At 32.3% G+C, this 12427-nt stretch carries 8 protein-coding genes; 3 read left to right on the top strand and 5 right to left on the bottom strand.

The window, feature by feature from the left end:
* Nucleotide 1: 1 nt before the first annotated feature.
* Nucleotides 2–913 carry an ABC transporter ATP-binding protein gene (locus tag NLG42_RS23795; RefSeq protein ID WP_099719483.1) on the bottom strand — a complete coding sequence of 304 codons (912 nt, stop codon included), beginning with the start codon at nt 911–913 and terminating at the stop codon, nt 2–4.
* A 108-nt stretch (nt 914–1021) separates the two neighbouring features.
* On the opposite strand from NLG42_RS23795, the gene NLG42_RS23790 reads away from it, so the two are divergent.
* A complete protein-coding gene (locus NLG42_RS23790) occupies nt 1022–2074 on the top strand; it encodes a hypothetical protein (RefSeq protein ID WP_089056212.1) in 1053 nt (350 codons plus the stop codon).
* A gap of 80 nt (nt 2075–2154) precedes the next feature.
* Nucleotides 2155–3012, top strand: coding sequence for an SdiA-regulated domain-containing protein (locus tag NLG42_RS23785; protein WP_257682616.1), 858 nt, complete (start codon nt 2155–2157; stop codon nt 3010–3012).
* 171 nt (nt 3013–3183) lie between these two features.
* On the opposite strand, the gene NLG42_RS23780 is transcribed toward NLG42_RS23785, so the two are convergent.
* Nucleotides 3184–6918 (bottom strand): metallophosphoesterase, encoded by a 3735-nt coding sequence (locus NLG42_RS23780; RefSeq protein WP_257682615.1) that lies wholly within the window; start codon nt 6916–6918, stop codon nt 3184–3186.
* Between the two features lie 26 nt (nt 6919–6944).
* Between NLG42_RS23780 and NLG42_RS23775 the strand changes: the two genes are divergently transcribed.
* Entirely contained in the window at nt 6945–8123 is a 1179-nt protein-coding gene (locus NLG42_RS23775) for a Pycsar system effector family protein (protein ID WP_257682614.1), read from the top strand.
* Between the two features lie 183 nt (nt 8124–8306).
* Here the strand turns inward: NLG42_RS23775 and NLG42_RS23770 are convergent, their stop codons facing one another.
* The 3 genes from NLG42_RS23770 to NLG42_RS23760 all read right to left on the bottom strand — a co-directional run bounded on the left by NLG42_RS23770 (nt 8307) and on the right by NLG42_RS23760 (nt 12343).
* The gene (locus NLG42_RS23770; RefSeq protein ID WP_257682613.1) at nt 8307–10676 is read right to left on the bottom strand and encodes a GAF domain-containing protein; all 2370 of its coding nucleotides are present in this window, start codon (nt 10674–10676) and stop codon (nt 8307–8309) included.
* A 205-nt stretch (nt 10677–10881) separates the two neighbouring features.
* A complete protein-coding gene (locus tag NLG42_RS23765; protein ID WP_089056207.1) occupies nt 10882–11940 on the bottom strand; it encodes a nucleoid-associated protein in 1059 nt (352 codons plus the stop codon).
* Between the two features lie 43 nt (nt 11941–11983).
* On the bottom strand, nt 11984–12343 hold the full coding sequence (locus tag NLG42_RS23760) for a four helix bundle protein (protein WP_257682612.1): 360 nt from the start codon (nt 12341–12343) through the stop codon (nt 11984–11986).
* Between the last annotated feature and the right edge of the window lie 84 nt (nt 12344–12427).

Raw genomic sequence — 12427 nt, 5'->3', positions numbered from 1 at the left:
CTTAGTTTTTTTTGATAGTGGCTTTTTGTGTAAGTTCTAAAAATTGTGCTTCTAAACTATTTTTGCGTTTTACCAAATGGCTCAAAGCAATATTTTTAGAAAACAAATACAAATTCAGTTCAGAAGCTGATAAATCGGATTTTAGATGTACCAAAATTTTTCCATCGGCTTCCTTGATTTTATCTACAGCTGGATGCTCTGTTAAAACTGATTTTAAAGCTAAATTGTCATTTGCCTGCAGTTCAAAGAAACTTTCATTGGCAGACATGCCATCAACTGAGCCTGAATATAAAATTTCGCCTTTGCGTAAAACAACAACATGCGAGCATACTTTCTCGACTTCGTCTAGTAAATGCGAAGCCAATAAAATGGTTGTTCCGTGCGATGCAATTTCTTTAATAATATCTCTAATCTGATGAATTCCCTGCGGATCTAAGCCATTTGTAGGTTCGTCCAAAATTAGAATTTCTGGATCATTTAATAATGCCGATGCAATTGCAAGACGTTGTTTCATTCCTAAAGAAAAAGTGCTGAATTTGCTGTCTTTTCTTTCGGTTAAACCTACAAGAGTCAGTTTTTCATTTATTTTAGAATAATCAATGCTTTTTATTTTGCAAACCAGTTTAAGGTTTTCTTCGGCAGTCATGTAAGGGTAAAAGTTGGGACGTTCTATAATAGCGCCAACTTTTTTTAGAGCTTCATGCGTTTGTACTTTGCCGTCAAACCATTTGTAATCGCCGGAAGTTTTGTTTACAACATTCAAAACGATTCCTAAAGTCGTTGATTTTCCGCTTCCGTTTGGACCTAAAATTCCGTAAACATGTCCTTTTTTAATGCTAAAAGATACATTTTGAAGCGCATGAATGCGTCCGTATCTTTTACTGAGATTCTCGATAGTTAATATGGTTTCCAAGTTAATTGTGGTTTTAGTTTTTTAGTAAGACGAAGCAAGTTGGATATTGTTACGCCAAATTTATTTTTATCATCTTATTCGTGTAAATTTGTAATAAAGATATTCAAAATGAGCGAACCTTTAATGGTGTTAAAGAAACCTACTTATCCTTTAACACGTCCATTATTAAGTTATTTAGAACGATACGAACGTATTTCGAAAGTATCTGTGTTCTACGATGACTTATTGCGTTTTTCCGGCTCGGTCAATGTATATGATAAAAATGAAACGGATACTTTGTGGATTCGGGTTTATTACAGCGAGTTCGAAAGAAATGAAATCGATTTGAATCTAAAGAAAATTTATTCGCTTTTACATTCTGATGGAAATAGTGATATCATTCAGTTTCTAAATATTGATGCAATTGACTATTGTACTTTTGGAAATTCAAAACCATTTCGAATTAAGGTTAGAAATATTCTGAATGACAATTATGTTCATTTTTATATTAAAAAAGCAGATGCTTCGAGGATTTACGGACTTGAATTGGAAGATATTCTTTCACCGGATAAAATAAACTTTTTGGTCTATAAAGACACCTTGATCGAAGAACATATTATAGGGATTCCGGGCGATGTTTTTATGGATACTTTACTGCACAATTGTACTGAAACGGAAAAATCTCAGATTGCAAAGGAGTTTGTAAAGTTTAATGAACGTTGTATGATCAGGCTTTTAGGAGATATGCGTGCTTATAATTATGTAATTGTGCCTATTCACGATTTTGATCAAGTAGTGTATAAAATTCGTCCTATTGATTTTGATCAGCAGTGTTACGAAGGAAATTTTAAAGTGTATCGTCCGCAGTTTTTTAAAGAAAATTATCCGATGATGCAGCTTATAAAAGAGAAATTAGAAGATCGTTCCATTATTCAATACAAAGATGAAGAAAGAGCGATTTTGGCAAAACGTATACATTCAGCCGAAACGAGAATACATAAATTGCTGAATATAATGTGTCACGATACCATTTCAACTGAAGAGCATTTGAATCAATTGAAAATGGAATTGTATCGATATACAAACGATATGAAATTTAAAAACGCCAAATCAATGGGGCATATTATGCATGCAGCATTCGAATTTATTACCCGTAATTTTAAAAATACAAACTTAGTTTAAAAGAATAAACCAGATAAGTTCACATAGCAAAACTTAAATTTTCTTATATCACTTATAGGGTTCAAAAAAAAAACAGTCTTATGAAAAAGTCTTTTTTAGTAGCAGCTTCTATTGTTTTATTAGCATGCCAGCAACAATCAAATAGTGATTTAAAAACGCTTTATTCACTTCCAAAAAAGTTAAAAGAGGTATCTGGAATAACTTATTTCCCTGAGACAAATTTACTTTATACTTTAGAAGACAGCGGAAACAAAAATGCGGTTTATGCATTAAATGCTGACGGGAAATTAGCCAAAACAATTACGATTTCAAATGCAGTAAACGTGGATTGGGAAGACATAACAAAAGATAAAGGAGGGAATCTTTATATTGGTGATTTCGGAAATAATGATAACGAACGTAAAGATTTATGCATTTATAAAGTAGATAAAACTCAATTGGATAAAGATGTGGCTTCCGCCGAATATAAAATTTCATTCTCTTATCCAGAACAGACTGAATTTCCTCCAAAGAAAAAAGAAATGTTTTACGATGTTGAAGGCTTTTTTGAGCACAACGGCTATTTTTATCTTTTTACCAAGAACAGAAGTAAAGGTTTTGACGGAACTGCTTTTATCTATAAAGTAAAAAATGCAAAAGGAACTCAAAAAGCAGTCAAAATAGGAGAGTTTAAAACCTGCGATAACTATAATCATTGCGTGCTTACCAGCGCAGCAATTAGTCCTGACGGGAAAAAAGTGGTTTTGCTAAGCCATGACAAAATTGTTTTATTTAAAGATTTTAAAGGAGATTTATTTCACAAAGGAACTCAGACTGAAATTGATCTCAACCATTTTTCTCAAAAAGAGGCCGTTGCTTTTAAAGACAATACCACTTTGCTTATCGCTGATGAAAAAGCGAACAAGACAGGAGGAAATGTTTATGAATTTAAACTATAAGATAAGGTTCTGAGATACTAAGATTCTGAGATACTAAGACTTTAGCAAAAAAAGTCAGCCACGAATTCACGAATTTACTATGATTAAAATTTATGAATTCGTGGCTGTTTTTTTTTCGTTATCTAGGGAAAAACTTAGCACCTTAGTATCTAAGAACCTTAGCACCTTTTTCTAGAAACTATATGCAGCCCCAAAAATAACTCTTCCTACTTCGTCAGGAGATTTAAAATAAGAGATTCTTGCTGTTAAAACATTGATTGCATTCAGCCAAAGACCACCGCCATAATCCTGATGCCATTTTCTTGAATTTTCTCCATCAAGCCAGATTCTTCCGTAGTCAAAACCACCTAAAATTCCGTAAGTCAAAGGAGCAACCGTACGTTCGATTTTACCAAGACTTAATCGAAGATCAGAGCTTTGAGAGAAATATGAATTCCCTAAAAAACGATCGTTTCTATACCCTCTTAAATCGGTGTCGCCTCCTAAAGCAGCGCCTTGATAAAATTCGTAATTGTTATTAAGGATTGCTTTTCCTTTTAAGTATGTCGCCAAAACCAGTTTTCCGTTATGATCGATTTTATGAGTAAAGCCTAAAATACTTTCCAGTGTTGGGAAATTTTGTTTAGTGTCGCTCAAATTTGTCGTCCAAGTGGCGGCAATCATAAACGCCATTCCTAAAGTTGGTTTTGCAGCAAAATCAGAATTTTTAAATTGATATTTCACTTTTACACCGCCAAATGTCTGGCTGTCAAATACCATCGGATTTACGATATTTGGAATATCAATATATCTATTTTCGGTTTCTTCAACTGTCATTTTTTGAAAAATAGGTTGAAAGCTAAATTCACTTCCGTATCGTCCAACGTGTCTAATAGCGCCCGATACATTAAATTTTCGAATACGAACCCTGTTATAATCCATTCCAAATTCCTCATCATTGTTCTGACTTTCATTTCCATATCCAAAATAGTTCATGGCAAAATTTGGAGTAGTATACTGTGATTCAACATCAATAACCCATTTACCCAGTAATCCAGGAAAATGTGCCGCATAATTAAATTCCAAACCGCCTGTAGCAAAGTAGTAAAAACCATTTAATACATGCTTTTGAGTATAAGGATTCTGTTTGAAATTGTTTACCGTGTAATTTATATTAAAACCTAATTTTACACCATCATCAGGATTATATCCAATATTTGGCAGACCAGAAACTACATTGTATTTTGGTTTTTCGTAATTGTATAAGTTAACATCATAATCGTCAGTTAACTGAGTTTTAGTTTTTGAGTCCAAGTTATATGTGTTTTCTTTTGATTTAAAATCGTAAACAATAACCTTTCGTCCATTTTCAATATTATAAACATCATTATTTTGACCGCCAATTAAACGAATTTTAACGTTCGATTTATGATCGCCTTTTACTTCAAAAACATCGTTGTCGTCTAAACCATAAATCCATAAATTTTTCGTTTTAGTGTCACTTATCGTTTTTGTGTATTGTAATTCGTCGCCATCTTTTTTCATTCTGATAACCTGAAGTTCAATTTTGTTTTTAGCAATATGATTCAAAACAAATTTGTCTTTTTTATCAGTTCCCGCAATCATAATTGTTTTACTTAAAACATCAGAATAGCGTATTGCATATTTTTGAAGCTCTTTCTTTCTGCTTTTTAGCTTTTGCTTAATTTCGTCAATCGTTTCATCCTGAACCTCTTTTGGCAGACTTTTAAAAGCATTATCAATATCGCTGTCCGATAGATTTTCTTGAATAAATTTTGCCTGTGCAATCCAGTCTTTTTCTTCAGACGTTTTTAAAAATGCCAAATCTAAAGGATAAGGTTCTCTGTTAAGCCATTTTACATTGTCGATAGAACTTTTAAAAGTACGCATATGACGCAATGCGGGAATATTCATTAAAAGAGAAAGTAAAGTTCCATCATATTTTACAAATGCCTGATCACGATCTCTCGGAATTGGTTTGTAAATAATTTTTCCGTCTTTTTTATGTTCGCCCCAACGCCATTGGTCACTGTGTCTGTCCCAGTCGCCAATCAGCATATCAAACAAACGAGCTTTTATATATTCTTTTTCATCAACAGTATATTTCTCATCTTTATGGAGATTTGCCATCATGTCACCTGTGCTTATTATATCACTCGGATTTCCGAAGTTTTTAGCGTCAATATGATTGTCAGCAGGTCTTTCTTCCACCATATATAATCCGTCTCCAAAACTCGCATTAAATTCTTTTAAGCCATTTTGTCTGGGGATATAGTATAAAACAGGATTGGTGTGCGATAATCCTATTTTATCGGATAAATTTCCAACTGCAAAACTTGTATATGGATGTGATGTAGTGTAAAAATCTAATAAGAAATTCTCTGCATAAGTATCGGCAAAATCGTTTACAACATATTGATCTTTAAAAGCAACTGACTGTAAAAATGCAGTAGCACTTTTTTTCATGGCGCGCATTACATATTCGCGGCCTTTTGGATCTGACATTCTAAGGGAAACCGATTGGTGCCCGCCGCCTTCTCGAATAGGTTTTAATCCTCCCATTAAAGTATCGACAGTAGCCGTTTTTACTTCAATTGGCATGCTGTAATATTTTCTGTAATGCTGTCCGAACAAGAATTTATGAAAGATACTTTTTTCAGTCATTTTCGGCGGATAGATAGAAGTTGTTATTTTTGGCGGGAAGTTATTCGGGATATCTGCCGCCCAGTTAATTTCTTTAGCCTTGATTATTTCGCGTTCAAAAAGTAGTTTTTCTTTATTGTTTTCATTTCCATAAAAAGAAACTTTAGCATCGCCGCTTTTAAATAAAGTTAAAGTTGCATAGCCATTTCCGCCATACGAGAAATCGTAAGGATTTACAGCTCTAGCAGCTTCAGATTTTGATCCGGCTCCGCTGATAATCTGCTGAATATTTTCTTTGCTGATGTATTGCAGATTGTGATCGTGTCCAGAAACAACAATTACATTTTTCTGTTTCTGTAACAGCGTTTTAATTCTTTTGGCGTAAATAGTATATTGCTTATTTTGAATGTCCTGCGGACTTATTCCGGATGTTTTTCGAAGTAAATTGATAAAAGATCCAATAATTGGAAGCGGAATTTTATTCTCAAGAGGAAATAACTGTTTTTCCATAGAGAATTGTCCGCCATGCGTTCCATTGCTCAACAAAGGATGATGAATTGCTAAAACAACTGTTTTTTCTTGATTTTTATTTAAAATGCTTTCCAGCTCATCAAAAAAATCTTCTCTTGTTTTTATAGAACAATTATCGTTGATAGTCGGGTGATCATCCCAGTTTTCAAGAAACCATTCGCTGTCAATTGTTACTAAAGTTGTTGTACTGTCAATTTTCACGCCTTCAATTGGACATGATTTTCTTGGTAAAAAAGCTTTTTTGTCATTTAAATAATTAGTTATAAAATCAGCTTGTCGTTCAAGACCTTTTATACCGCTGTACCAATCATGATTGCCGGGAATAAAAATTGTTTTGCCTTTAAAACCTTTAGTCAGTTTTAATTGATTAGTAAGTTTAGTTTCGGCAAGTGCTTTATCGTCAGGATTTTTATCGCTTGGAAAACCTTTTGGGTATATATTGTCGCCTAAAAAAAGCAAAGTTGACTTTTTACCGGCTTTTTTTAACCTTTGATGTAAAAGCTCCAAAGTTTGCTGTGCTTGCTCTTCGTCAGCATTTCCTGCATCTCCGACAAGATAAAAGGTTTGGGCAATTTTTATGGTATCAGTTGCGTTTTCTGTTTCATTAGCGCTTACATTTTTTCCGTATTGAGGTTTATGCGTGGCACAAGAGCTAATTAATATAAGAGTTGCAATTGCTAATAAATAGTTTTTAATCTTAGCAATGAAATGATTTTCCAAAAACAATTTCATAATTTAGTGGTATAAAAATATTCTTTATGAATCTAATAGATCAATCCGAAGATTTCGTCAGTAATTTACTCAAAGATAAACTTTCTAATTTATATTCTTACCATAATTTTAACCATACATTAACGGTAGTTACTGCGGTTAAAGAACTATGTAAGAAAGAGGAAGTAAGTGACGGCGATAAAGAAGCTCTTATAATTGCGGCTTGGTTTCACGATACAGGTTATGTACATGGTTACGATAATCATGAGAAAGAGAGTGTGAAAATTGCGACTGCTTTTTTGAAAGAAAAAGGACAGTCAGAAGAATTTATTGCAACTGTTGCCAGTTTGATTTTGGCAACACAGAAAGAATACGTTCCTAAAACGCATTTAGAAAAAATCATTAAAGATGCAGATTATGCTCATCTTATGGGGACAGAATATGTAACCACTTGCGAATTGCTACGTTTAGAACTTAAAAATACTGGAAAAATATCATTCTCTAATGCGGAATGGGCAAAAGAGAATTTGAATTTTTTATTGAATAAGCATCGTTTTTACACAGATTATGCACTGCGAAAATGGCAGCCGCTGAAAGAGAAAAATTTACTTCTTGTTCGAAAAAAAATTGATAAACAAGAATTAAAAGCTGCCGAAGCAATAGAGGAGGAGAATAAAAAGAAAGAAAAACTCGAAAAACCAGATCGTGGTATTGATACTTTATTTCGCGTTACTCTTGGAAATCACACACGTTTAAGCGGTATTGCCGATAGTAAAGCTAATATTCTGTTATCTGTTAATGCTATTATTATTTCGATTGCACTTTCGTCTATTATTCCAAAATTAGACAGTCCAAAAAATGCGCATTTGGTACTGCCAACATTCATTATGCTGATTTCAAGTGTAGTTACCATTATTTTTGCAATACTTTCTACGCGGCCAAAAGTAACTTCTGGTTTTTTTACACGTGCTGATGTTGAAGAGAAAAAAGTGAATTTAATGTTCTTTGGAAATTTCTATAAAATGCCTCTTGAAGATTACGATTGGGCAATGAATGAAATGATGAAAGATCGAGATTATTTGTATTCAACAATGATCAAAGATTTATATTACCTAGGATTGGTTTTACAGCGAAAGTACAATTTACTGCGTATTGCCTATAATTTTTTCATGGTAGGAATAATTATTACGGTAATAGCGTTTGTAATCGCTTTTAAGTCTATTTAATTTTAAGTACGTATTTAGACACTGATTTTACGGATTCGCTATCGCGAAAATGCTGACAAAAGCGGATTTTGGAATAAATTTTTTTTAAAAAAACTTTTCAATTTGTGGTCATCTGCGTTTTCGCGATAGCGAATCCGTTTGATCTGCGTTCAGTATTTATAATCAAAGAAAAAGCTCAACTAATTAGTTGAGCTCGTCTAATAAATCCTGATAGGTTATTTTTTTTACCGCTGGATTCTCCGTGTTATTAATCACTTTTACTCGAATCGCCCTTAAGCCCGAAACACCTTGAAGATCTTCGACCTCAAATTGTTCTATGGCAGGTTCAAGAACTTTAGTGTGCTGCAAGTATTTAATATATTTTAAATATTCGGCTTCTTCGCTGTTTTGCGAATACACAATAGTTATTTTTTCCTTTTCGGTAATACGTTCGTTAGTTCCTTTAATATTCGATTTGTCAATTCGTTTTTTAACAACTTCATATCTGGCATTATAAGTTCCGTCAACATCAAAACGCTTTTCATCCATTCTAAAACGTATAGAAAGCGGAGAACTAAATACTAAAATCAACGAAGTAACATCTAATTCGTATGGCAGTGATTCTTTTAGCTGATGATGTGCCAATTCCATTTCGCATAACGTTTGCAGCTGCCACAAACGCAAATTATGCAGATACATTATATCAAATGGTTTTGTTGGTGCAATTGAAGCTCCAATATATAAATTATGTTCTACTCCGTCCGTTTTAAAACGCTCGTAATAATGTGGATAAATTTGCTGTGCCTCGATTTGTTTTTTATCTAGAACAGAAGCTAATCTTTTGTTGATAATCGACATCGCGTTGTCAAACTTCTTTCTTTCTTGATAAAACATTCCTGTTTTTTCATCGAGAGTTGCAAAATACAATTCCTCCAATTTTACATTCTTAGCATTGTCTTTTGTGTTTTTTAATATCGGATGAATTTCTTCTTCGATATATCTCTGAATATGCTGTTCTGTATCTGCTTTCAAAGGAAATTCTAATTCGTCTCGCAACGATTCTAACTCGAATTTTCTTTGTTCCAAAAGAACCAAATTAGAGTTCGGCTTTTGATTGTCAAAGATTTCTAGAAGTGCTGTAAGCTGATTTTGAAGATCTATTTTTACAGTTTCATTTCGATGTTCAGATGAACTTTTTATATCAATTTGTCCGTATAACGGAAATACATTTTTAAATACAATTTCTTTAAAAATATAATCTTTCGTATGATTTATATTTTGAAAGTAATTTTGAGATTCTTTCTTGAATTTCCAATAAACGCTTGGGTGAATTGTAGTGTACTCACGTTGAATAATAGCTTCAACCTGATGCTGCATATCGGTATTATAGCGATCGATTGTATCTGTTAAGTACGGTAAAACTAATTCTAGTTTTGTTGCGTTAACGCTGTTTAATTCTCTTGCATTTTCAGAAACCAATTCGACTACACCCAATAAATTACCATCTTTTATAACCGGAGCAAAAACACAGCTTTGAATTCCTTGTTTTAATAAATGTTCACCAAGTTTTTTGTTTGAAGAAGCTTCAATGAATTTTTTAACATTAGAAATAACAAGCGGTTCTTTTTTGTCTAATAAATTTTCAAAAGAACATCCAAAAAAAGCATTTTTACAATCGACTTCCTGATCCGATTTTAATAAAAAACTGGTAAGCTGATTGTCAAATTTTATTGGTCTAATGAATTTTTCTTCTTCTGGATTATAGATTATAAAACCAACTTTTAGATTTGAAATTTTAAAAATCGATTTAAAAATGTTTTCAATTATTTCTGTCGAAGCAACTCTTGTCGTTTCAGGTTTTAATAAATTACTTTTTAAGTTCGAAATAGCGCTTTCGGTTGTTGCATCAAACAAAGAAACAATACCAAATCCTTTAAGAGTCCAGCTTCCTTTAGGAAATTTTGATTTCCATAAATCGATATCATTATAATTATCAATAAGAAGATCGATATCATCCTGAGTTAAATGTACTGCTTTTTCTGATGGAATTATTTCCATAAAATCGGCATTATACAAAATTCTATAATGCTTTTCTATGCCATTTTCATCTGGAATATCATAAAAAAATGGTCTGTTGAAATCGAGATTTTGTTTGTAATAATCGCTTAAAATCAAGCAGCAATTGTTGATGTAAAATTGATGTTCATCAAAATCACGAATTTCCATATAAAATTCATCGCCGGCATTGCTCAAAATTTTCTTGAAACGTTCTGTATAATTGAATGAAACGTTTTGAAAAGGAATTGTTATTGCTTTTATCTCGTTATGCGTAAGCGCAGTTGGAAATAAATCAGCAACTAGATTTTTGATTAAACCTTCGTTATTTTTAATAATAGAGTAGTCGTGAATTCCGGTTCTAAATTCCGGATATGCTTCAACCTCTTTTAAAATGGCTTTGGCATAATTAGATCGATAATCAACATCAGATAAAGCAATTTCTTCAAAAGATTCAATTAGCTTATGAAATGAGATTATCGTTTCGAAAGGACTTTCGTTGTGTAAAAGACGATCCATTTGTTTTGGTTTTAAAATACAAAATTAAGCATAAATTAAGAATCTTTCGCATTTTGCGATTTCTTTCGTTTATAGCACTATCAAGTTTAATTGATGTTTTGAAAAGAATATCTTTTATAGTGCAAAAACGGCCAATAAAAAACGGCAGTTACAAATTGCAACTGCCGTTTTTCGTTTTAAGTAAGTAATAGAAAATGAATAACTCTTAGCTTTTTTCTTCTTTATTGAAGTAAACTAAGTAGTAATACATTTGTTTTTCTTCATCCCAGCCTTTTTCAACAAATTTCTCTGCACTTTCAGGATTGATGAAATCCATTTTAATCTGGATATGTGTATCTAGATTAATAACGTTTTTAATCGATTTTCTAGCGTCAGAAACTGCTGCGTTTGCAATTGGGAATGAGGTTACATCTTCAATGCTGTATTTTTCTCCTTTATCAACTTTATAGTTTTTGAATTCAGGAATTAAGTCTGGATTATCAAGTACTTCATTTAAGAAATTTTGTTCTTCAAACTGATCGTTTTTAGCGAAATAATTCACAGATCTGTTCATGAACATAACTTCTTCTTTTTTGTCTTCTGCAGGTAAAACAACATCTTTTGCGAAGTTTTGACAGAATTTCAAGTACTTTTTAGTGATGAAGTTTTCATCTTCAAAAGCATCAACAGATAAAAAGTGCTCTAACCAATAACGTGCATCATAACGGTTGCTGTCTACAGTTAGAATTTTATATCCTTCTTCTTTTTTATAATTAAAAATCAAACATCCTTTGTCTAGTTTACTCAAGTTGATACCTTGTTGTAAAATCATTTCAAGATTGCTGTCTTTTTCTTCAAATTGTAAAAAGTCAGCCTGTAACTCACTTTTAAAAATTCCGATCGCATCAACTACATTATTGTCGATACTTAAGTTTGTTAAGTACGTAACATAAACTTCTCCGTTTTTAATATGCGGATGGTTAGACTGCTCAAATAAATGCGTCGTAATTTTTTTTGAAATCTCCTGAACATTAGCTGGATTTGTAAAAATTTCAGTCGCATATTTAAACATGTCATTATAATCCAAATCCACTTCATGCGCAAACTGATAATAGTTTTCTTCCTTTTCTCTAAAAGGTTTAAAGAAATACTCTTTTATCAAAGGCACAATTTCGTCATTTAAATTAAATGGTTGTTCTGATAAAAAAATAGCTTCGTTACGGCTTTTGTTCCCTACGCGGTGAATCGAAAGCGTCTCGATGTGGGTGTTGAATAAGTTGATCATTTTTTTTAGGTGCTGAGGTTCTAAGATGCTAAGGTACTAAGGTTTAGTTTCTGCTTTTTATTTTTTTAATAAAAGAAACTAACATTCTTTCTACTTCGCGACTGTCCTCATATAAGTTATTAAAATCGTTTTCTTTTAAGTAATAAATGTTTTTTGCAATCTCTAATTGAGTCTGCATTTCGAATAAAGACCCAATAGAAATGTTTAAAAAGCGTAAAAAATCTTTATCGCTTTCTCTGCCAAATCCTTCTGCAATATTACTAGGGATAGAAACCGAGCTACGTCTAATTTGTGAAGTTAATCCGAAGATTTCTTCTTTTGGAAAACTGTTTGTTGAAGAATAAATTTTGGTTATCAAGGCCATTGATTTCTGCCAGATAAGTAGGTTTCTAAAATTACTCATGTTTAATTTATTTTTAATTTGAAAAATTAAAAATAAGAAAAAACTCTCAAATTAAAAACCTTAGCATCTTAGAACCTTAGAACC

Origin of the sequence: Flavobacterium plurextorum (assembly GCF_024638035.1) — a bacterium.
GTDB classification, from domain to species: domain Bacteria; phylum Bacteroidota; class Bacteroidia; order Flavobacteriales; family Flavobacteriaceae; genus Flavobacterium; species Flavobacterium plurextorum.
Note: the sequence above shows the minus strand (reverse complement) of the source record. Positions and strands in the feature narration are given on the sequence as shown.

Bases quoted from the DNA above. Each gene is read 5' to 3' on its own strand.
- NLG42_RS23775 (WP_257682614.1), top strand. From the start codon at position 6,945: ATGAATCTAATAGATCAATCCGAAGATTTCGTCAGTAATTTACTCAAA.
- NLG42_RS23760 (WP_257682612.1), bottom strand. From the start codon at position 12,343: ATGAGTAATTTTAGAAACCTACTTATCTGGCAGAAATCAATGGCCTTG.
- NLG42_RS23780 (WP_257682615.1), bottom strand. From the start codon at position 6,918: ATGAAATTGTTTTTGGAAAATCATTTCATTGCTAAGATTAAAAACTAT.
- NLG42_RS23765 (WP_089056207.1), bottom strand. From the start codon at position 11,940: ATGATCAACTTATTCAACACCCACATCGAGACGCTTTCGATTCACCGC.
- NLG42_RS23785 (WP_257682616.1), top strand. From the start codon at position 2,155: ATGAAAAAGTCTTTTTTAGTAGCAGCTTCTATTGTTTTATTAGCATGC.
- NLG42_RS23770 (WP_257682613.1), bottom strand. From the start codon at position 10,676: ATGGATCGTCTTTTACACAACGAAAGTCCTTTCGAAACGATAATCTCA.
- NLG42_RS23790 (WP_089056212.1), top strand. From the start codon at position 1,022: ATGAGCGAACCTTTAATGGTGTTAAAGAAACCTACTTATCCTTTAACA.